Below are 21,070 nucleotides of genomic sequence, written 5' to 3'. Positions count from 1 at the left end.
CATGACCGATCGCATCACCACCCCGTTCACCGCCGAATCGACCGCGGCGGAGGTGCTAGCAGGCATCGACCTCGCCGGGCGGCGCGCCATCGTCACCGGCGGCGCCTCCGGGATCGGTGTCGAGACCGCACGGGCACTGGCCGGCGCCGGGGCCGAGGTGACCCTCGCCGTCCGCGATCTCGCGGCCGGCGAGCGCACGGCGGCCGACATCCTCGGCACCACCGGTAACGACCGGGTGCGCGTCGCCGCGCTCGATCTCGCCGATCAAGCGTCCGTCGCGGCGTTCGTGGCCGGTTGGGAAGGGCCGCTGCACATGCTGATCAACAACGCGGGCGTGATGGCCTCGCCGCTGACGCGCACGCCGCAGGGCTGGGAAATGCAGTTCGCGACCAACCACCTCGGTCACTTCGCGCTGGCCACCGGCCTGCGTCCAGCGCTGGCCGCGGCGGGCGCCGCGCGCGTCGTTTCGGTGAGTTCGAGCGCGCATCACCGTTCACCGGTCGTGTTCGACGACATCCACTTCGAACGCAGGCCCTACGATCCGTGGTCGGCCTACGGCCAGTCCAAGACGGCCAACGTGCTGTTCGCCGTGGAAGCGACCCGGCAGTGGGCCGCGGACGGCATCACGGTCAACGCGCTGATGCCCGGCGGGATCCGCACCAACCTGCAACGCCACGTGTCCGACGAGGAACTCGAACGGCTCCGCGCGGCCGCGGGTGGGGCGCGGATGATGTGGAAGACGCCGCAGCAGGGTGCGGCCACCTCGGTTCTGGTCGCGGCGTCGCCCTTGCTCGCCGGTGTCGGGGGGCGTTACTTCGAGGACTGCAACGAAGCCGAGATCGGCGTTCTCAGCGCACGCAACGGAGTCGCCGAGTACGCGCTCGACCCCGATGCCGCGGCCCGGCTGTGGCAGGTGTCGAGCGAGATGCTGGTCGCTTGACGGGCACGTCTTCAGCTCTCGGAGCCCTGCCCCGCGCGCGTGGCGACAGGGTAGCGAGAGCTGAAGACGTTCACCGGAAGAATGTTCCCCACACTCGGTAGCGGTGTTTCGAGATGGCGGTGAGCGGCTCCGCCGTCAGCGCACCCGGCGTGATGTCCGCGAAGCTCGACACGTCCCGGCAGAGGTGGGACTGGTCGGTGTAGCCGCAGGTCGCCGCGACGTCGGCGGCAGGAAGGCCCGTCAGCAGGCCTTCGACCGCGTGCCGGAACCGGACCAGCATCGCGGCCCGCTTCGGGGTCAGTCCGATCTGGGCTTCGAACCTGGACCACAGCCGTTTGCGGCTCCATCCGCAGGATCCGGCGAGTTCGCCGACCGAGACCTGCCCTCGGCTCGCGACGATGCGTCGCCAACTGGCGACGACTTCCGGGTCCGGGGTCCGGGTCGGGTCGGCGCACTGCCGCAGAAACGAATTCGTCAGCGCGAAACGCTCCTCCCATGTCGCGGCACCGGCGAGCCGCTCACGCAGCAACAGCGCCCCGCGACCCCACAGATCGTCCAAGCCGACGACCGTGCGGCCCAGATCGACCGGATCGATAGTCGACAACGAATAGAACTGCGGCGGCGACAAGCGCGCCTCGATGCATTCGGCCCGCTCGGTGCGCACCCGCATCGTCCCGTGCGGAAACCCGGAGACGAAGCCGCTGAGTGCCTGCCGGCCCGCGGTGCTGTCGACGATCAGTTCGTTCTCCCCGAACTCGATCAGCACCGTGACCGCCGGTAGCGCGGTGACTCGGAGGTCCAACCCGCCGGCCCCATGAGCGCGATACCCGATCATCGCCGTGCCGCCCAGCGGCGCGTCACCGGACGAACGGCGAAAATCCCACCCGGTGTCATGCTCGAGCCCGATCGGTCCCACCCGCTCAGGCTAACCGCCTCGACCCGCGATGGGAGCGGGCCGCTCAGGACGGGTTTGCTCTGTCATCCCCCATATGCCGATCGCGTCGAGTCCTGGTTCTCCACGCCCGGCCGCACGTCCTCTCCGATGTCGGCCGAGCGGTGCCGCCGTCCCGCGACCGTGGGTTCGTCGCGGAACACGGCTGCGATGTAGCCGTCGGGACGAATGAGTACCGCGGTGTCACCGGTGATCTCGTAGTTGCGGTGGACACTGCCGTCTCCATCGATCAGAGTGTCGGCCCCGGTAGCGGCTGTGTCGGTGGTGATCCGGATCGTTCGCGTCGCTGCGGTGCCGCGGGCTTCGGTCCGGTCGGGAGCGTTGCCCTGGTCGAAGGTGAGCAGGGTCCAATGGGGACCGCGCAGCAGATCGAACACCCGGACTTCGCGACCGGACGAGGCCTCGATACCGACGGCGTCGGGAGCGCGGTCACCGGCGCGAACGCGGCCGGTCCTCGGGCCGGGGCCGGTGAGCGGACTGTCGGGGTAGGCGACGGTGAGCCCGGTGGTGAAATCGTCGGTGAGCCTGCGGACGGCCGAGGCTCCGTCGCCGTTGCCCGCGGAGCGCATGAGTGCGTGCATACGGTCGGTGCTGTCGTCGAGGACGGCCCGCGCGACCGCGCGGCGTTCGAGTTCATAAGTGTCCAACAGGCTTTCATCGGCCCCATCGAGAACGGCGGCGAGTTTCCAGCCGAGGTTGTAGGCGTCCTGGATGCCGGTGTTCATGCCCTGCCCACCGGCGGGGGAGTGGATATGCGCGGCATCCCCGGCGAGGAAGACCCGCCCGACCCGGTAACGGTCGGCCAGGCAGACATTGATCCGGTAGAGCGACAACCAACCGGCATCCTCGATGCGGACCTCTCCCAGTCCGGAATGCTCGGCGAACAGGCGCCGGAACAGGTCGAGCGTCGGCGCGGCAGGATCGGGGTCATCGGCGGGAATGGACGCCTGGAATTGCCAGACATCGGTGCTGGGCAGCGGGAACAGCGAGAGGATCCCGTGCTCGGGGCTCATCCACACGTGCTGGCAGCGATTGTCCAAGCCCTCGATCCGCACATCGCCGAGCCACCAGCGGTGGTCGCCATAGGACACCCCGGCGAGGGTGGCGCCGATCCGCTCCCGGACCACGCTGCGCCCACCGTCGCAACCGACGACGTAGAGGGCGCGCATTCGCCGATCACCGGTGGTCGTGGACACGGTCACCTCCACGGCGTCAGCTGTCTGCGCGACGGCCGTCACCTCGGCTCCCCACTCGACCCGGCCGCCGAGTTCGGCGAGCCGATCGCGCAAGATCTGCTCGAACAGCGGCTGTGACAACCACACCGGCGGGTACGGCACCCCTGGATCGCGTACGCCCAGCGCGGCCTCCACGGCCTCGGAGATCACGCGGTCACGGTCGTAGTGCCGGGTCGGCACATGCACCCGCCCCAGCTCCAACACTCGATCGATCACGCCGAGGTCGTCGGCGACCTCCAAGGCCCGGGGCTGGATCGTCTTGGCGCGCGACGCCGTGCTGGGTCCGGCGGCGCGGTCGACGATGCGGTAACCGACGCCTCGGCGGGCCAGGTCGATCGCGAGGGCCAGACCGGTCGGGCCCGCGCCGACGATCAGGATGTCCGTTGATGTCTGCATTTTCATCTACCTACCTTAGGTATCTATTTTTCGACCGCACGTCGTCGCTGTCGAGGGGTGGGATGCCGAGTACTATATACCTAACTTAGGTATCTGAACAAGGTGGGAAATGAGCGGCGACAACGACGCGCTGAAGGGGCTGCTGCCGCGCATGACGCAGCTGAGCAACACGCTGGGTCGTGGGCAGTTGTTCGAAACAGCCACGGCGGCAGCCGGAATCACCCTGGAGCGGCCCGCGGTCACAATACTCGTGATCCTGGAATCCGCCGGACGACCGTTGCGGGTAGGGGAGATAGCGGTCCGGATGCAGGTGGCCGGGCCGCACGTCACGCGCCAGCTCAACGGTCTCGAACGGCGCCACTTGGTGCAGCGTGTCCCGGACCCGGACGACCAACGCGCCCGATTGATTACCCTCACTCCGGCCGGGGAGAAGCTGATCGGCCGTTATCTGCGAGTCATCGACGGATGGTTCGACCAGGCCCTGTCGGGATGGTCGGCGTCCGATCAGCGCGACCTCGTTCGCCTGCTCGGTCGCCTGGTCGACGACCTGTCGACGCACCTGGACACCGTCGTCGAGGACCCTCTCATCGAATAGTGTTGCGGCGCGGCATTACTCACCAGTGGCGGCCGGGATCGGTGAACCATCGTGGACGGCGCGCCCGACTGCGGGCCGCGCGACCGGGAGCGCGGAATGGGACGGGAATTCGAATCGCCGTTCTCCGCGGGGAACTGGTCTTCGGCGGGCTTCTCGGCGTGGAGCTGCGTCGGTGCCGCGTCACCCCTGGTTCCATGCCAGGCGCAGCACGCCGTTGACGAGGTAGCAGACGAACAGGATCGCGGCCGGGGTGAGTGACGCGGCGCCGTACAGCGCCAATGCGCCGGTGCCGAACCAGGCCGATTCGAACAGCATTCGAGCGAAACCGTGTAAAGGGTATGTGGCATTGGTTCCGCCGCCTGCGGCGAACAGTCCCCACAGCACCGCGAGCAGCAGGGGTGCGCCGATGCCCGCCACGATCTTGATCGGCCACTGCGCATTCACGGTGAAACCCCAATATCCGGCGCTCCCCAGCACGCTCAACTCCAACAAGAACATCAGGCCGAGATTGGCCGCTTTGACCGCGCCGAGCACAACTACCTCCAGTGATAACCGCTCTTTCTTGAGAGCAATGCTCTCATCTAGGTGGTGGTGCGTCAAGCGGCGACGGTCACCGTCTGGTGTGTGGGTGATCCGGTCCGATCGGTAGGGTGGCGGCATGCAGGTCGGGGAACCGAGTAGAACCGCCATGGCCGTAGCGCGAGCGAGGGCCCACCATCAAATCGCCGACGAGCCGCGGGTGTTCACGGATCCGCTGGCTGTGCGGATCGTCGGCGAAGCAGCCATAGGCGCCAGCGAATTCGAGCGAGGGATCGACCAGGATCTGGCTCGTCGACGGCGCTTGTTCATCGCGGCGCGCAGCCGCTTCGCCGATGACGTGGTGGCGGCCGCGGTGGCCCGGGGGACGAACCAAGTAGTCGTCCTCGGTGCGGGGCTGGACACCAGCGCCTACCGCAATACCCACGAGAACGTGCGATTCTTCGAGGTCGATCATCCCGACACCCAGCAATGGAAGCGGCGCAGGCTTGCCGAGGCCGAAATCGCCGTCCCGCCATCGCTGACGTTCGCCCCGATCGACTTCGAGGAGTCCACGCTCGCCGCCGGATTGGCCGCGGCCGGTCTGGACCGCAGCAGCGACGCGTTGTTCGTCTGGCTGGGTGTTGTCATGTACCTGACCAGGGCATCGATCGATGACACACTGCGCTACATCGCCGGTCACGGCGCCGCCGCGGAGGTGGTCTTCGACTATCTGTACCCGCCCTCCTCGGCGCCGCATGACGTCGCGGCCGACGACAGGCAGGCACGCGCGGATCGCGTCGCCGCGGTCGGTGAGCCGTGGCTCAGCTTCTTCACCGCGGAGGAGATCCGCGATGCGTTGCTGTCCTTCGGCTTCACACGGATCGAAGACCGTACTGCGACAGAGTTGTTGAGCGCGTATGGCGTCGGAGCCGCCGCTCGGCCGGCGAATTCGGTGCCGCACCTGGTGCACGCCGGCACGGTGTGAACCCGAGCGTCCTCGCCTCCTCGGCATAGGTGACTCCGAGCCGAGACCGACCGATGCGCCAGGCGCTGGACCTGGTCCAACCGGTGTCGCCCCTTCAGGTGACACATGTCACGCGTCCGTACCTGTCACGCGGGCGCCGTCACCGGCGTCTTGTGGTCGCTCGGTTGGTCGTGACGGTCGAGATCGTCGCCGTGGCCGTGACCGAAGCCCTTTCGGGCACGGGCGATAGGCGTCACTCGGCTGTGCACGGCCCTCCGAACCGATTGTCAGTGCGTGTCGTGCTCGGGAAGGAACTGCGTATCACAGTGTTCGGAGCCAATGGTCCCACCGGCCGTCTGCTCACCGGCCAGGCGCTCGATGCCGGGCACGAGGTCAGCGTCATCACCACCGTGGACAATCCGACCCTGCTGAAGTGGACTCGTGGCGAAGCGTTCGCCGCGAACTGAACGATGTCTCCAGCGGAGGCGCAGTTGTCGTCGTCACCGGTAGCGATTGTCCAGCGAATCCCGGTGCGGCGGTTCGGCGAAACCGCGTCCCGCCGAGCCGTTCTGAATCTGCGCCGGACAGCAGGTGTCGCCATGGGCCGACTGGGGTCAGAGATCGGCGACCAAGGCGGCGGCCGCTTCGATCGCGGCCGCCTCGTGGTCGAGGAGGACGTCGCCGCCTTGCGTTGTGACGATCGGTGTGTACGGGTCGTCCACGAACGGTTCGCCCAGCAGTTCGCGGAGCACCGCCAGCCCGCAGAACGGAACATAGTGCGGGCTGTAGCCGCCTTCTTGCACGAAGGCGATCCGGCCCGCGGAGGTCGCGGCGGCGATGTCCAGCATCCGGCGGGTCAGGTGCCGGAAGCCGCCGCTGGTGACCATCTGCCGAGCCAGCGGATCGAGGATGCTCGCGTCGAAACCGGACGCGACGATGATCAGCTCGGGCGCGAAGGCGTGCAGCGCGGGTTCGACGACTCGGTCGATCGCATGGAGATACGCGGCGTCTCCACTACCCGGCGGGAGCGGCACGTTGATCGCGTAGCCGTGTCCGTCGCCCGTGCCGCGCTCCTCCCGGTAGCCGGAATCCGGTGGGAAACACAGATGCTGGTGGATCGAGATGGTCAGGACCGACGGATCCTCATACCAGATGTCCTGCGTGCCGTTGCCGTGGTGGACGTCCCAGTCGACGACGGCGACGCGTCGCACGCCGAGTACGTCTTTCGCGTAGGCGGCGGCGATGGAGATGTTGTTGAAGACGCAGAAGCCCATGCCGGTAGCGCGGGTAGCGTGGTGCCCAGGCGGATTGACCAGCGCGTAACCATGGTCGACCGTCCCGGCCAGCACATGTTTCACGAGTGCGATCGCACCGCCCGCCGAAAGCGCGGCGATCTCGTATCCGCCCTTGCCGAAGGACGAGACGCCGTCGCCGGCATCCCCGCCCTTCGGCTGCAGACTCTCGGTCTTGATGCGCTCCAGATGTTGCGTGGTGTGCACCCGCAAGATGTCGGCCTCGTCGGCCGGTTCCGCCTTGATCGAGTGCAACTCGTCCAGCAGTCCGGACACCGAGACCAATTCGTGGAAGCGTCGTTTGGTGTCGGGATGCGCGAGGTGGTGGCCGATCGGCTGGAGACCGACCGTGACGTCGGACGGGAACAAACTGCCGCTGCCGGTGTCGGCCCACCCGTAGAGGGTGTTCCACACGTATCCGGTTGTCATCGTGCACTCCTCGCGGTCGGCGGACCGCCACGCCGTCCACCTGGGTATCACCCCGCCTCAGCGGGTGTTCGCAGGCCCAGCAGCGACCTCGCCGCAACCGGACGACTTGCCACCTGTGACGGTGTGCGGCGCGAACCCTCGCCGCTCGAGTCGGGGCCCTCGCGGTCCGGGGCGGGAGCCGCTACACATCGGGTAGGCGGTCGCCGACGATCCCGGCGCAGCCGAGGACGTCGGGCCGGATCCGCCGCCCGGGTGCGGTCCGCTGGGCGTCCTGGCGCAGTGCCCGTGATTCCGGAGAGCCGGTGCGCGATTTCCTCTGGCGCGGTGGAGATCCGAAGCGGTTAGAGTGGCCTCGTGACATACGAGATCACGGCCGAGCAGATCGAAATCCCCCAGGATGACGCGACACCCATGGCGGCTTATCTCGCCCGGCCGGAGGGGGCGGGCGACTACCCGCTCGTCCTGGTCGGAGCCGAGTTGTGGGGGTTGACCGATGAGGTCCGGGCCGTCGTGCGCGATGTCGCCGCCCTGGGATATGTGGCGATCGCGCCGAATCTGTACCACCGCAGCGGTCCCGAGACCTCTGCCGGGTTCGAGGAGAGCGATGCCAACCGGGCCCGCGCGTTCGAACTGCTGGGCCGATTGACCCGCGACGGTGTCGAGGCGGACCTGCGCGCCGCCGCCGACCATGCCCGCGAGCATGCCGGGGCCGGTGACCGGGTCGGCATGCTGGGCTTCAGCCTCGGTGGCCACGTCACCTATTTCGCGGCGACCCGGCTGCCGCTGCGCGCCGCCGCCATCTACTACCCGGGATGGGTGCCCGACTCGGGTATGGCGTTGAGCGTTCCGGATCCGCTGTCGGTGGCGACGCCTGGTATCACCGCTCGGCTGGCGCTGTTCTTCGGCGGGCAGGATCACATCATCGATGCCGATCAGCGGGAGCGGATCGGTGCGGCGTTGTCGGCGGCGGATGTCCGGCACGACGTGGTGGTGTATCCCGAGGCTCGGCACGCCTTCTTCTTCCCCGGCCGTGAGGTGTATGACAAGCAAGCCGCCGAGGATTCCTGGCAGCGGGTGCGCGAGCTCTTCGCCGCCGAGCTGACCGCGTCCTGATCCGGTTACGCGGTAACGATCCGGAGCCCGCCGGGCCGAGCCGGCGGGGTGGGGAGAGATCACTCCTCGTGCATCCAGGCAAGTGTGGTCCGCGACTCCCTGAGTCGCCAGCCCGCCTGCGTCCGTACGACGGTGCAGGCCATGCGCAGGCCGCTCCTTCGATGGGGTGCTCGGCCTTCACGGAAGAAGTACACGAGCGAGTTCGCCGAGGCGGCAGCCTGGTCGCCGTGGACGTCCACCAACAGGTCGGTGGTCACGTGCTGGGTGTGCTCCTCCGCGACCTCGGCTTGTCGCATGAGGCCGACCAGGTTGTCGATGCCCTGGAGGTCGCCGTTGCGGGGCGAGTGGATCGCCACATCGTCGGCGAAGACGGTGGCCGCGTCCTCCCATCGCTTCTCGTCGAGCAGGCGCGCCAGGCGCGCGAACAGATCGGCGATCTCGATCCGATCGGCGATCAGGGTATTCGTGGACATGAGAGCCCCTTTCGTTGGCGCCACTAACATTGGCGGTGCCAACTATACCTACCTTTGATTGGCATCACCAATGAAGTCGCGTTCGTGGTGTGCATCAGACGGCGAACGCGACAATGCCGCGAAATCCGGTGCGAGCCGGGCGGTGGGGACGGGATGTGCGCTCCAGCGGGACCGATTTCCTGCGCCCCGGATCGAGGGCCGACCCCGGGGGGCCGCTCGGCTCGGTCGGATAGATTGGGAAAGAATCCGTGGTGGTCGAAGTGGTGGAGGAGGCGCGGTGGGCGCGAGTGCGGAGTCGGCGACGGGTCCGGCGACATTCGACGATCTGGTCACCGAGATCCGCGCCAGATGGGATTCGCTGTCGGCCTCGCACAAGAAGCTGGCCGAGCGCGTGCTGTCCGACCCGGAGGCGGTGGCGTTCATGACCGTGTCCGATCTGGCGAGCGCGGTCGGCGTCAACGAGGCGACGGTGGTGCGGTTCGCGAATGGCCTCGGGCTGAAGGGATATCCCGGCTTGGCCCGCCTGTGTCAGGAGCGGCTGCAGGAGCGGGCGCAGTTGCTGCGCCGTTTCGAGAATCTCGAACACTTGGTGGCGCAGGGTGCGGGCCTGCGGGAGAGCCAGGTGGTGTTGGACCAGGCGAACATCGCGCGTTCCTTCGCGGGCATCGCGGACACCACTTGGGACGCGGTGGCCGCCCAGCTGGCGCGCGCGCCCCGCGTCCACGTGATGGGCCTGCGCAAGTGCCACGCGCCTGCTTATCTGCTGGGCTACCTGCTCGGTCTGTTGCGTGAGGACGTGGCGACCGTGACGGGGACCAGGGGGTCGCTGACCGACGAACTGCGGCGTGTTCGCGCGGGGGATTGCTTCGTGGCGATATCGATCCATCGCTACAGCTCCGACACGGTCCGTGCGGCGCGGTGGGCCCGCCAGCGTGGCGCCCACGTCGTGGCCCTGACCGACACCCCGGCCTCGCCGCTGGCGGCGGCGGCGCACGAGACCTTCTACGTCGAGGCGTCGAGCGCGAGCGTGCTGCGCTCGATCACCGCCTTCACGTCGATCGTCCAGGCGTTGTCCGGCGCGGTGGCGCACCTCCTCGGCCGTGAGGTCCGCGAGACCTTGTTGGAGGAGGAGAGACTGCTGGGCGAATTCGGCGTATACGCCGCCGACGGCGTCTGATCCTGCTCTGCCGGTGGCTATTTCACCGGCGTCATCGCCGCGACCCGGTCGGTGCGACGTTGGTGCAGCAGGCCCGCGGCGACGGCCAGGGTCGTGACCACCAGGGTGAGCGCCAGCGGCGTTCGGGTATCGGAACCGAACACCATCCCCACCACGATGCCCAGCAGAGTGACCAAGACCAGGTACGGCAGATAGGGAGCCCCCCACATCCGTACGGCCGGCGCGGCGGATTCCACGGCGGCGCGGTTGCGTCGGCCGGCGATATACGTGGCGCAGATGCACAGGTAGACCACCACCGCGACGGCGCCGGACGAGCTGAGCAGGAAGCTGAAAACCGCTCCGGTGGGCAGGAAGTAGTTCGCGGCCACGGCCAGGAATCCGGCGCTCGCGGCGGCGAGAACCCCGGCCGTCGGCACACCGGAGCGGGTGACGCGGCCCAGCGGTCGCGGCCCCTCTCCGCGTTGGGCCAGCGCGAACAGCATGCGCGACGCGGAGTAGAGCCCCGAGTTCAGGCACGACAGCACCGCGGTGAGCACGATCAGGTTCATGATGGTCCTGGCGCCGGGAATCCCCAGCAGATTCAGGACCGCGGTGTACGGACTTTCGGTGATCTCGGCGCTGTCCCACGGCAACAAGGTCACGACGACCAGGATCGAGCCCACGTAGAAGACGAGGATGCGCCCGGCGACGCTGCGCATGCTCGCCCGCACGGCGTTGACCGGATCGTCGGCCTCACCGGCGGCGATGGTGACCAATTCGGTGCCGAAGTAGGAGAAGAAGACCGTCAGCGACGCGGCCAGCAGGGGAGTGAATCCGTTGGGCAGCCACCCGCCTCGTCCCAGCAGGTTCGTCGTGCCCGGTGCGGTGTAGTGGGCGAACGCGCCGCAGATCGCCGCGATGCCGACGCCGATGAAGACGACGATCGCGGCGACCTTGATCAAGGCGAACCAGAACTCGAAACGCGCAAACGAGCTCACCGCGGCCAAGTTCACTCCGGTCAGGGCGCTCAGGAAGAGCAGGGCGAACGCCCAGGCGGGCACCGCGGGCGCCAGCTGGTTGGCGATCGCGCCACCGGCGACGGCCTCGAAAGCGACCGTCACCGACCAGTGGTAGCTGTACACCCAGCCGACCGACAGTCCGGCCCATGGCCCGAGTTCGCGTGAGGCGTAACTCGAGAACGAACCGGTCTCCGGGCGCGCCGTGGCCAGTTCGGCCAGCATGCGCATCACCAGGATCACGACCAGGCCGGTGAGCAGATAGGCCAGGACGATGCCGGGTCCGGCGGCCGCGATCGCGGTGCCGCTGCCGACGAACAACCCGGCGCCGATGACGCCGCCGATCCCGATCATCGTGAGCTGACGAGTGGTGATGGTGTGCTGGAGATTTCGCGTAGGGGGAATTGAGGTGGGCACGATGCCTCCCAAGGACCGTGGGCTGTGACCCGGGTAACTGATGGTCGGTCATGCAACACCCGCGTCCCCGTGCGTGCAAATCGATTTGCATTCAGAGATGGGAATGCAACTGTTATGGCATAGTGTGACGTCGACCCGAGCAGGAGGAGATGAGCGAATGTCCATGGTGCTGGTGAGCAGGTCCGGTCCGACAGCGACGCTGACGTTGAACCGTCCGGAACGGCTCAACGCGGTCAACGAAGAGCTCTACGAAGCGTTGATCGGCCATCTGGTGGTCGCCGATTCAGATCCGGCGGTGCGCTGCGTGGTGCTGCACGGTGCGGGCCGCGCGTTCTGTGCCGGCGCCGACCTGAAGGCGCACCACGCCGGCTCCCGCACGCCCACCGAGCAAGCGCACTACCTCGATCTCGCCCAGCGTGCGTGCGAGCAGATCCAGCGAATGGACACGCCGGTCGTCGCCGCCGTCGGCGGATACGCGCTGGGCGCAGGCGCCGAAATGGCGGTGAGCGCGGACTTCCTCGTGATGGCCGAGGACGCGCAGCTCGGTTTCCCCGAGGTGAGCATCGGGACGTTCGTCGGCGGCGGAGTCACCCATCGGTTACCGCGTTTGGTCGGTCTGCGCCGCGCCACCGATCTGCTCGTCCTCGGCGAGCGCTGCACCGGCACACAAGCATTCGAGTGGGGATTGGCCTACGCGTCGGTGCCCGGTGACGTCCTTCTCGATACTGCGCGCGGACTCGCCGACGCATTGGCGGGGAAAGCGCCGTTGTCGCTGGCGCGGATGAAGGCCGCGCTGCGCCGTGACGATCCCCTGGAAGTCGCGCTCGCCGGTGAGCCGCGCCAGATCCTGGAGTTGATGGCGACCAGGGACTGGGCCGAGGGCGTCGCGGCGTTCGCCGAACGCCGCACCCCTGTGTTCGAAGGGAAGTGACGTGCCCACACTCGACGCCTCGGTCCGCACCGCGCTCGAACGTCTCTTGGATCCGCGCTCCGTCGTGGTGGTCGGTGCGTCTTCCGACCCGGCGAAGCGTGGTCACCAGGCCATTCGCGCTCTGCGAGAGGCCGGTTACGAAAACCCTGTCTATCCGGTCAATCCCAATGCCGGGCAAATACTCGGCCTGGATGTCTGCGCATCGCTCGATCAGGTTCCTCCCGGCGCCGATGTCGCGCTGATCGCCCTGCCCGCCGCAGCCGTGCCCGGCGTGTTGCGTGAATGCGCGACCGCGGGCATCGCCGGAGCAGTGGTGCTCGCCAACGGCTTCGGTGAGATCGGCGTGGACGGCGCCGATCTCGCCGCCGAGCTGGCAGCCGCGATCGACGAGACCGGCATTCGCGTCATCGGTCCCAACACCTCCGGCCTGCTCAACCTCACTTCGGGTGCGAATCTGGTGGGGCTGCAGGGTGTTCCGCGCGGACCGATCAGCGTCATCACGCAGAGCGGGAACATGCTGTTGTCGCTGGTGAACGACAACAACGTCCTCAGAGGTCCCGGCTTTCACGCGTACGTGGGGTTGGGCAACCAAGCCGACGTCCGTTACGACGAATGCCTGGTCGAACTTGCCCGTCATCCGGAAACCGGTGTCGTGGCGGTCCATTCCGAGGGATTCGCCGACGGGCGGTCGTTCCTGGTGGCGGCCGCTCGGACCGTGCCGGACACGCCCGTCGTCCTGCTGCGCGGCGGCCGCTCGGAGGAGGGCCGGCGCGCCGCGGCCTCGCATACCGGCTCGATAGCGGGCTCGGACGCGGTGGCGACCGCCGTCCTGCGCCAAGCCGGGGTGGAACTGGTCGATCGCTCCGACGAACTCGCGGTCGTCGCGGGAGCCCTCGCCGTGTGTGCTCCGATCACCCCGGGGCGCACGGTCGCGATTCTCAGCGACGGCGGTGGACACGCCGCGCTGGCGGCGGACGGCCTGGCCGCGCACGGGATCGAATCCGCGCGGCTCGCGGAGCACACCCGGCAACAATTGCGGAAAGTGCTCGGCGCGGCGGCCGCGGTCTCGGGCCCCGTCGATGTGGCCGGCGCCACCGATACCGACCCGATGGTCTTCGCCGAAGCCGCCGAGATCCTCATGCGCGATCCCGCGGTGGGCCTCGTGCTGATCATCGGGCTGTTCGGTGGCTACCACCTGCGTTTCGACGCGGGATTGCGCGACAGCGAAGACGCGACGGCGGGCGTCCTGCTCGCGCTTTCGGCCGAATACAAGGTGCCCTTGGTGATCCAGAGCTGCTACGCCGGTCTCGATATCGCCAATCACGACCGGCTGCGCGCCGGCGGCGTACCGGTGCTCGGCTCGATCGAGCACGCCGTGCGAGCGGCGGCGGCTCTGCACCGGCGCGGCCGCCTGATCGCCGAACGCGCCCGGCGCTCCCCGCTGACACTGCCGCCGCCCGCCCCGCCCATCCCGGGTTCGGGGATCCTCGACGAGCCGACCGCGCGGCGGGTGCTGGCCGACACGGGAGTGGAGGTCGGCATGTGGACCTTCGCGCGCGACGTGGATGCGGTGGCTGCAGCAGTCGCCGCGTACCGGCGACCGTGTGCACTGAAAGTCGTCTCAGCACAGGTGATCCACAAGTCGGACGTCGGTGGCGTCCGGCTGGGAGTGGTGGCCTCCACCGCGACCGAGAACGCCGACTCCATTGTCGACGCGGTGACCGCGAAGGTGCCCGACGCCAGGATCGACGGAATGATCGTGACCCCCATGGCCGACGCTGGTGTGGAGTTGCTCGTCGGCGCGACCCGGGATCCGATCTTCGGGCCGGTGCTGGCTTTCGGCTCCGGTGGGGTGCTGGTCGAGGCGGTCCGGGATGTCGCGTTCCGAGCCGTCCCCCTCACCGAATCGGAAGCTCACGAGATGATCGAGGAGACCATCGCCTCCCGCATGCTCGACGGCTACCGGCACCTGCCCGCGGTCGATCGTGACGGGCTCGCGCGATTCCTCGTGCGCATCGGGGATTTCGTCGCCGCGCACCCGGAGATAGCCGAACTCGATCTCAATCCGGTGATCGCGTCCGGGCACGACCTCACGCTGGTGGATGTGCGAATCGTCCTGTCCAAGTCGGCGTCCGGAGGTCGCGATGAGTGACCCGATCCTGATCGACCGGACCGGCGACGTGGTCGTCTGGACCTTGAACAACCCGCGAGCCCGCAATCCGATCTCCGAAGCGGACACCATCAGCGCCCTCGAGGACGCGGTGGCGGCGGCCAACCGGGACCATAGCCTCCGGGCGGCCATCCTCACCGGTGCGGGCTCGGCGTTCTCCTCCGGCGGCAACGTCAAGCACATGCGCGACCGGGCCGGAATGTTCGGCGGCACACCGGCGCGGCTACGTCAGGAATACCGTCACGGGATTCAGCGCATCCCGAGAGCGCTGTATCACTGCGAGATACCCACCATCGCCGCCGTCAACGGCCCGGCCATCGGCGCGGGTTGCGACCTGGCCTTGCTGTGCGACCTGCGGATCGCCGTTGCCACCGCCGTGTTCGCCGAGAGCTTCGTGAAGATCGGCCTGGTCCCCGGCGACGGCGGAGCCTGGCTGCTGCCCAGGGCGATCGGCATGGCCAGGGCCTGCGAAATGGCGTTCACCGGTGAGCCGATCGACGCGCACACCGCACTCGACTGGGGGTTGGTCTCGGAGGTGGTGGAGCCCGGCGCACTCTTGGACGCGGCCCACCGGCTCGCTGCCCGCGTGTGCGCCAATCCGCCGCATGTGCTGCGAATGACCAAGCGGCTGCTGCGCGAAGGAACACACCAGACCTTGGAAAGCCTGCTCGAGCTGTCGGCGGCCATGCAGGCCGCCGCGCATCACACCGAAGACCATCGCGAGGCCGTCGCGGCCGTGCTGGAGCGCAGACCACCCGAGTTCACGGGTGGCTGAGCAACTTCCCCGGTGGCGCACAAGCCACTCCGCCGACAGCGCGGTTCAACCAACCAGGCCTCTCCGATACAGGTGCGGCGAAGGCTGGACCGCGGTCGCCGGGCAAGCTAATCGGTGATGACGATCTTGCCTCTGGCGTGGTGTCCGAGCATGTGGGCGACCGCGTGCGCGGCTTCGCCGAGGGGATAGGCCCTCTCGATGATCACCTTGACGTCGCCGGACACCAAGAGCGCGGCGAGATCGTTCAAATTGTCTTGGCCGGGGAGGCAGGTGACGGTGCGGACGTCGGTCGAACCCCAACCCATCATCTTCGCTCGGGCGATCCTCGGCAGGCTCCCGAAAAGTCCTCTGGCGCTGCCGATGCTGTTGGGGATGAGTATTCCGGTGGGTGTCAGCAGCTCGGCTGTCGCGGCGGGCGGATGGTTCAACACGTTGTCGAGGATCACGTCGTAGCGTTGTGTGCCACGGGTGTAGTCCTCCCGGGTGTAGTCGATGATGTGGTCGGCGCCCAACGACTGCACGAACTCGACGTTGCGGGTACTGCACACGCCGGTGACCTGAGCGCCGAGCGTCTTGGCGATCTGCACCGCGAGCGTTCCGACACCGCCCGACGCGCCGTTGATCAGGACCCGTTTCCCCGGCCCGGCCCGGCCCACGTCGCGCATTGCCAGCAGCGCCGTGATGCCCGACATGACCGATGCCGCGGCCTCCGCGAACGACAGTTCGGCGGGTTTGCCGATCAGCTGGGACGCCGGTACCACCGTGAATTCGGCGAACGTGCCTGCCAGCGATTTCGCGCTGTTGCCCCACAGCGAACCGAATACCTCGTCGCCGGGGCGGAAGCCGGTCACGTTCTTTCCGACGGCCTCCACGGTTCCCGCGATGTCACTTCCGCGCACCGGTGTCGCAGGCCGGCGGAGTCCGAACCCCAGTCGCAGGAGGTACGGCACACCGGTCACCGCGAGCCAGTCCGGGGTGTTCACGCTGGTGGCGCGCATGCGGACCAGGACCTCGTCGTCGGAGGGAGCGGGGCGGGCGATGTCGTCCGGTGCGAGTACCTGTTCCGGTGCACCGTAACCGCGTTGGACGATCGCCTTCATCGTGGCGTCGCGTTCGGGCGTGGTCGCGTTCGTCGATGCCGACATGGTTTTCTCCCTCGAATGGTCACGCCGGGCCGCGAGCGGCGTCGGTGGTGCGTCCATCCTGGCGAACCAGCCGACGGACCACATCGGACGAGCGGTTCGATCCGAGTCGGCCGATAGAACGTGGTCCGCTGATACTTTCGGCCGAGGTGCTCCGGTCAGCGCCCGACGCGGTCGGTCTCGTACGCCCAGATGACGAGTTCCACCCGGTTGCGCGCGCCGAGTTTGGCCATGAGGCTCGCGATGTGGGTCTTGACCGTGCTGAGGCTGATGTGCAGCTCCGCGGCTATCTCGTTGTTGGTTCGCCCCCGGGCCACAGTGGCCAGTACCTGCTCTTCGCGCTCGGTGAGTTCCATGGCGGGCCGGGCAGGCGATGCGGCGCGTCCGGTGCCTGCGAAGGCGGTGAGCAGACGCGCGGTGATACTCGGGGCGATGAGCGCGTCGCCTCGTGCGGCGGCATGGACGGCCTGCGCGAGCATCGCGGGTCCGGCCTCTTTCAACAAGAAACCGCGTGCGCCGGCACGCAGCGCCGCGTAAACGTACTCGTCGAGGTCGAAGGTGGTGATGACGACCACGGCGAGAGGGTCGTCGACGGCAGGCCCGGCGAGCAGGCGGGTGGCCTCGATGCCGTCGACGCCCGGCATGCGGATATCGAACAAGCACACATCTGGGCGCAGATCGCGAGCGAGCCGGACGGCCTGCGCCCCGTCCGCGGCCGCGCCGACGACTTCGATACCCGGTTGGGCGTCGAGGATCATCACCAGCCCGGTGCGGACGATCTCCTGGTCGTCGGCGACGACCACCCGCAGATCCGGCGTCATCGGCTCGCCTACGGTCATGTCGCCGCACCCTGCCGGGGCAGCACCGCCGTCACGGTCCACCCGCGGTCGGAGTTCGGGCCCGCCGCGCAGGTGCCGCCGAGCAGGTCGGCGCGCTCGGCCATGCCGACCAGCCCGTAACCCGGAGATCCGGCCGGGCGTGCGGGACCGCCGTCGCCGTCGTCACGGACGAGCAGTCGGACGGCTGTGTCGTCGCTGGTGACACGCACTTCGATGCGGGTGGCGTGCCGGGCGTGACGCACCGCGTTGGTGATCGACTCCTGGGCCAAGCGGTAGATCGCGGTGCCGACCGTCGCGGGCAGATCGGTGACATCACCACTGATCTCCACCTCCACGGAAGGACCGTTGCCGGTGGAACCGGCGAGCTGTTCCAGATCGGTGATGCCGGGATTGGGCGAGCGGTCCCCATCATCGATCGGCTGGTCTCGCCGGAGCACACGCACGATGGCGCGCATCTCGGCGAGCGTGCGCGCGGCTTCGGCCTCGATCAGGCGCAGCGCGTCGACGGCGGCGCCGGGCGTGGACTCCGCGATCGCCAGACCGGCTTGGGCGCGAATCGCCATGGCCGACACATGATGCGCGACGGTGTCGTGCAGATCGCGGGCCAGTCGTTCACGTTCGACCAGCTTGACCTGATCGAGTTCCCGAGCCTTCGCCCGTGCCCGGTACCGGAATGCCAAGCCCAGCGCGACGGCCGCGAACAGCACGATGAACGCTCCGGCCGCATCGGCGGCGGGGAGGCCGCCGGTCAGCATCGCGATGCCCGCGCTGGGGAAGACGATCGCCGATCCGATCACGATGTCGCGCCCGGACCCCCACCGGTACAACGCGTACGGCAGCAGCAGCGTCGCCCCCATGGCGGCGATGTCCGACTGATCGCCACCCAGCAGCACCGTCGCCGAGGTCGAGCCGACGAAGGCGATGCCGACCATCGCCAGTGGTCGGCTCCGGCGCCACAACAGCGTGGGCATGATCGCGACCGCGACCGCGATCCACACGAACCGGTGCGAGATGTCTTGTCGAAGCGAACCTTCGAGAACCGCGAGCGCGATGAACGTTCCCACGAGCGCCCGATCCCGCCATGATCGAGGTGGAGCGTCGGGGGCGTGCGGCTCGTGCCACACCGAGCGGATCAGGTCGTGCACGCCTCAATGATCGCGCTCGGACCCCTGGAACGGAACGGCGGGTGCTTCCACTCGGCGTAAGGCGCTCGTGCGTTAGACCTTGCGGTTCTCCGACTTGATCATCCACGCCAGTTTCTCCAGCGACGCGGTGATCTGGTGCAGCAGATCGCTGGTGCTTGGATCCTCGGCGTCCACCGCGTCGTGCACGTCACGGATGGTGTCGATCGCCGCGTAGGTGCGGGTCGTGATCAAGTCGACGACGTCGGCGGAGTTCACCTCTTGGGCGGGGAACGGCGGGAGGCTCGTCGTCGCGGCGACGGTGTCGGAGCGTCCGTCGGGGACCACGTCGAGGGCTCGCATCCGCTCGGCGATGGTGTCGCTGCCCTCCCGTGCCGCATCGACGAGCTCATCGAGTTGCAGGTGGAGATCGCGGAAGTTGGCGCCGACGACGTTCCAGTGGGCCTGCTTGCCTTGCAAGTGCAGTTCGACGAGATCGACGAGAACGCGCTGCAGATCCGCGGCCAAGCGGGGTGAACCGGTGAAATTGCGGACCTCGTCGGCGAGACGGCGATTGGTTCGGTGCTGAGTCTTGTGTGCCGTAGTCATGGTTGCACTCCTCTCGTGGTCTTCACGGAGAACAACTCCGACTTTATTGGAATCATTCCAGATTGTACTGTCGCGTGGATCACCCCGCCTCGGCGTGCGCACGGCTCGAGGTCACGGCACGAACGTGTGCGCCCGGTCGACGGCGCCATCGTCTGCGCGCACTCGATGCAGGTGCTCGCCGCCGCCGAACGTCCGCCGCACCTCGAGGCCATCTTCGTCAGCGGCGGCCACTACGAGCCGCGCCTATTTCGCTGGCGGCGCGGCGCCCCCGCCGGGGATGACGGCACGATGGACGGTCGTGTATTCGGCTTGCACTTTGTAATACCGCGAGTGCGGGCCGTAGGCGGCGTAGAGGGTGAAGCCGCGTGGCCCTTCGAAGGCGCGCGGCGCCCCGTCGACGAAACGGGCCAGCACCGGATCGAGGTCGCGCGGAAAATTCGATTCCTGATAACGCTGCGGGAAGCAGATGCGTCGCATGCGCGGCGAGGTCCAAGAGAAGGTGCGGTAGACGTTGAATGTGCCGTCGAACAGCGTCAGTTCTTCGTCGGTGGCAACGACGAAATCCAGGTCGGTCAGGATCGCGGCGATGTCGTCGGAAGTGATCGCACCGGGCGGCAGCACCTGGGAGTACAAGTTCATGGTGCGACTGGCGAAATCGAGTGCCAGAATGCCGACCTTGCCGCCGTAGCGGGTCAAGTGCTCGGCGTGCGAGCGCGCCGCGTCCGGAATCCCCGGGAACGCGAGCATCCGCTCGACCTCGAGGACATCGGCGAAGAACAGCCAGACCTTCTGCACACCACCGGTGAGGGACAGGTCAACGGCCGATCCCGCCGGGACCTCGGCACAGACCTCCGCCAGCAATCGCTCCATGGGATGTCCGATGAAGGTGATCAGTCCGGCACCGCGCAGCGTCTCGACCAGTTCTGCCGGTGGGCCCGAGTGCTGCACCCTGGCGTTGACCTCGCGCTCGGGCACCGGATGGGTCGTGGTGCGCACACCGACCACCGAGCCGGTCCACAGATCGGCGAGAGCGTCCAGCGCCGGATCCACCACCGCGGGGTCGTAACGCGCTTCGGCCAAGCGCGCGAATTCGCGCAGATCCCGGCGCAGCCGGTCGAGCGTGACAGCGGCCGATGTGCTGCTCATACGTCAACCTCGAATACTCCCACCGTGGGATGAAAAGCCAAGTCCACCAACAGATCGACTCGTCACGATAGTCGCGCGGCCGGTCGTGTCGCTACACGGACGCCGACGTTTCTCCGCGGGCTGGTCGGCGTCGTAGCCGGCCCGGCAGTTCGTTTCGGTAGGGTCGCGGCGGCGTGTCCGCCCGCGGCGACTGCGGCCGCGATTGTGGTGACAGTCTTGGTGGTTCGCCACCGTGTGCGACCGCGTCGGATTTCGACCATGTGGTTCGTCCTTCGAGCAGGTGTGATGCAAGTCGTGTGGTCCACTGTCGGGTCGTGCGGCATCCCCGCCACATCCGTCAGGTGACGCTGTACGCGACGTAGTTCGGCGACCGAGCTCTTCGAGTGCGCTGCACCGGTGCGGGCGAGTTCGTCCCATCGGGCAGCGAAATCGCGAAGTGCACTCGCGCCCGAACCATGGCAAGTTTGCTGCGTGAACGTGTCAGAGTTGATCTACAACGTCGTAGTCGTCGCTCACCTGCTCGGCATGGCGGCGGTAGTGGGTGGTTATGTGGCGGGGCGGCCTCGGGTCTCGGAGGTGATGGTCTGGGGTGCGCGGTTGCAGGTGGTCACCGGATTGATCTTGGTCGGCATGGCCGAGTCGATCGATTCGCTCGGCAAGGACCCGAACATGGTGAAGATCGGCGTGAAGCTGGTCGTCGCGGTGGCGGTGGCGGCGTTCGCGGAGATCGGGCACGCGGACGAGAAGCGAGGCAAGCCGGTGCCGTGGCTGACCGATGCCGCGGGCGTGCTGGCGATCGTGAACGTCTTGGTGGCCGTGTTGTGGACCTGAGGTGTCCGG

General features: G+C 68.0%; 21 protein-coding genes. 10 read left to right on the top strand and 11 right to left on the bottom strand.

Going from position 1 to position 21,070, the window contains the following annotated elements; translation table 11 throughout:
- The first annotated feature begins 1 nt into the window (after position 1).
- Positions 2-940: an SDR family NAD(P)-dependent oxidoreductase gene (locus ACL03I_RS30005; protein WP_364435439.1), complete on the top strand. Its 939-nt coding sequence runs from the start codon at positions 2-4 to the stop codon at positions 938-940.
- Positions 941-1,010: 70 nt separating this feature from the next.
- Here the strand turns inward: ACL03I_RS30005 and ACL03I_RS30000 are convergent, their stop codons facing one another.
- Complete coding sequence (locus ACL03I_RS30000; protein WP_412807533.1) at positions 1,011-1,856, bottom strand: helix-turn-helix domain-containing protein; 846 nt, start codon at positions 1,854-1,856, stop codon at positions 1,011-1,013.
- A gap of 62 nt (positions 1,857-1,918) precedes the next feature.
- Positions 1,919-3,523, bottom strand: a complete 1,605-nt coding sequence (locus tag ACL03I_RS29995) for an FAD-dependent monooxygenase (RefSeq protein WP_412807532.1) — start codon at positions 3,521-3,523, stop codon at positions 1,919-1,921.
- A gap of 109 nt (positions 3,524-3,632) precedes the next feature.
- Between ACL03I_RS29995 and ACL03I_RS29990 the strand changes: the two genes are divergently transcribed.
- Positions 3,633-4,118 carry a MarR family winged helix-turn-helix transcriptional regulator gene (locus tag ACL03I_RS29990; protein WP_412807531.1) on the top strand — a complete coding sequence of 162 codons (486 nt, stop codon included), beginning with the start codon at positions 3,633-3,635 and terminating at the stop codon, positions 4,116-4,118.
- A 180-nt stretch (positions 4,119-4,298) separates the two neighbouring features.
- Here ACL03I_RS29990 and ACL03I_RS29985 read toward each other — a convergent pair whose 3' ends face one another.
- On the bottom strand, positions 4,299-4,718 hold the full coding sequence (locus tag ACL03I_RS29985; RefSeq protein WP_412807530.1) for a YrdB family protein: 420 nt from the start codon (positions 4,716-4,718) through the stop codon (positions 4,299-4,301).
- A gap of 88 nt (positions 4,719-4,806) precedes the next feature.
- Here ACL03I_RS29985 and ACL03I_RS29980 point away from each other — a divergent pair, with 88 nt between their 5' ends.
- Together ACL03I_RS29980 and ACL03I_RS29975 are read left to right on the top strand one after the other, a co-directional pair.
- On the top strand, positions 4,807-5,622 hold the full coding sequence (locus tag ACL03I_RS29980) for a class I SAM-dependent methyltransferase (protein ID WP_412807529.1): 816 nt from the start codon (positions 4,807-4,809) through the stop codon (positions 5,620-5,622).
- Positions 5,623-5,792: 170 nt separating this feature from the next.
- Positions 5,793-6,068, top strand: a complete 276-nt coding sequence (locus ACL03I_RS29975; RefSeq protein ID WP_412807528.1) for a hypothetical protein — start codon at positions 5,793-5,795, stop codon at positions 6,066-6,068.
- 147 nt (positions 6,069-6,215) lie between these two features.
- On the opposite strand, the gene ACL03I_RS29970 is transcribed toward ACL03I_RS29975, so the two are convergent.
- Entirely contained in the window at positions 6,216-7,322 is a 1,107-nt protein-coding gene (locus tag ACL03I_RS29970) for a class II histone deacetylase (RefSeq protein ID WP_397079943.1), read from the bottom strand.
- Between the two features lie 354 nt (positions 7,323-7,676).
- Between ACL03I_RS29970 and ACL03I_RS29965 the strand changes: the two genes are divergently transcribed.
- Complete coding sequence (locus ACL03I_RS29965) at positions 7,677-8,435, top strand: dienelactone hydrolase family protein (protein ID WP_412807527.1); 759 nt, start codon at positions 7,677-7,679, stop codon at positions 8,433-8,435.
- Positions 8,436-8,494: 59 nt separating this feature from the next.
- Here the strand turns inward: ACL03I_RS29965 and ACL03I_RS29960 are convergent, their stop codons facing one another.
- On the bottom strand, positions 8,495-8,908 hold the full coding sequence (locus ACL03I_RS29960) for a nuclear transport factor 2 family protein (protein ID WP_412807526.1): 414 nt from the start codon (positions 8,906-8,908) through the stop codon (positions 8,495-8,497).
- 277 nt (positions 8,909-9,185) lie between these two features.
- On the opposite strand from ACL03I_RS29960, the gene ACL03I_RS29955 reads away from it, so the two are divergent.
- Positions 9,186-10,085, top strand: coding sequence for a MurR/RpiR family transcriptional regulator (locus ACL03I_RS29955; protein ID WP_364435466.1), 900 nt, complete (start codon positions 9,186-9,188; stop codon positions 10,083-10,085).
- A gap of 17 nt (positions 10,086-10,102) precedes the next feature.
- On the opposite strand, the gene ACL03I_RS29950 is transcribed toward ACL03I_RS29955, so the two are convergent.
- On the bottom strand, positions 10,103-11,497 hold the full coding sequence (locus ACL03I_RS29950) for an amino acid permease (RefSeq protein ID WP_412807525.1): 1,395 nt from the start codon (positions 11,495-11,497) through the stop codon (positions 10,103-10,105).
- A gap of 157 nt (positions 11,498-11,654) precedes the next feature.
- Between ACL03I_RS29950 and ACL03I_RS29945 the strand changes: the two genes are divergently transcribed.
- The 3 genes from ACL03I_RS29945 to ACL03I_RS29935 are packed head-to-tail and all read left to right on the top strand — an operon-like array spanning position 11,655 to position 15,373.
- Complete coding sequence (locus ACL03I_RS29945) at positions 11,655-12,428, top strand: enoyl-CoA hydratase/isomerase family protein (RefSeq protein ID WP_412807524.1); 774 nt, start codon at positions 11,655-11,657, stop codon at positions 12,426-12,428.
- Between the two features lies 1 nt (position 12,429).
- Complete coding sequence (locus ACL03I_RS29940; protein ID WP_412807523.1) at positions 12,430-14,580, top strand: acetate--CoA ligase family protein; 2,151 nt, start codon at positions 12,430-12,432, stop codon at positions 14,578-14,580.
- A complete protein-coding gene (locus ACL03I_RS29935; RefSeq protein WP_356968431.1) occupies positions 14,573-15,373 on the top strand; it encodes a crotonase/enoyl-CoA hydratase family protein in 801 nt (266 codons plus the stop codon). The genes ACL03I_RS29940 and ACL03I_RS29935 overlap by 8 nt, the downstream gene beginning before the upstream one ends.
- Positions 15,374-15,480: 107 nt before the next feature.
- Here the strand turns inward: ACL03I_RS29935 and ACL03I_RS29930 are convergent, their stop codons facing one another.
- From ACL03I_RS29930 to ACL03I_RS29910, 5 genes are all read right to left on the bottom strand, one after another.
- On the bottom strand, positions 15,481-16,518 hold the full coding sequence (locus ACL03I_RS29930) for an NAD(P)-dependent alcohol dehydrogenase (RefSeq protein WP_412807522.1): 1,038 nt from the start codon (positions 16,516-16,518) through the stop codon (positions 15,481-15,483).
- Positions 16,519-16,673: 155 nt separating this feature from the next.
- Complete coding sequence (locus tag ACL03I_RS29925) at positions 16,674-17,354, bottom strand: response regulator (RefSeq protein ID WP_412807521.1); 681 nt, start codon at positions 17,352-17,354, stop codon at positions 16,674-16,676.
- Positions 17,351-18,499, bottom strand: a complete 1,149-nt coding sequence (locus tag ACL03I_RS29920; protein ID WP_355079324.1) for an ATP-binding protein — start codon at positions 18,497-18,499, stop codon at positions 17,351-17,353. The genes ACL03I_RS29925 and ACL03I_RS29920 overlap by 4 nt, the downstream gene beginning before the upstream one ends.
- A gap of 72 nt (positions 18,500-18,571) precedes the next feature.
- Positions 18,572-19,084: a Dps family protein gene (locus tag ACL03I_RS29915; RefSeq protein ID WP_355079322.1), complete on the bottom strand. Its 513-nt coding sequence runs from the start codon at positions 19,082-19,084 to the stop codon at positions 18,572-18,574.
- Positions 19,085-19,327: 243 nt separating this feature from the next.
- Complete coding sequence (locus tag ACL03I_RS29910; protein WP_412807520.1) at positions 19,328-20,230, bottom strand: aromatic prenyltransferase; 903 nt, start codon at positions 20,228-20,230, stop codon at positions 19,328-19,330.
- Positions 20,231-20,755: 525 nt separating this feature from the next.
- Here ACL03I_RS29910 and ACL03I_RS29905 point away from each other — a divergent pair.
- Entirely contained in the window at positions 20,756-21,061 is a 306-nt protein-coding gene (locus tag ACL03I_RS29905) for a hypothetical protein (RefSeq protein ID WP_355079438.1), read from the top strand.
- Positions 21,062-21,070 lie beyond the last annotated feature (9 nt).

The organism is Nocardia sichangensis (assembly GCF_047200615.1).
Taxonomy (GTDB): domain Bacteria; phylum Actinomycetota; class Actinomycetes; order Mycobacteriales; family Mycobacteriaceae; genus Nocardia; species Nocardia sichangensis.
This window is presented reverse-complemented; position numbering and strand designations above follow the sequence as displayed.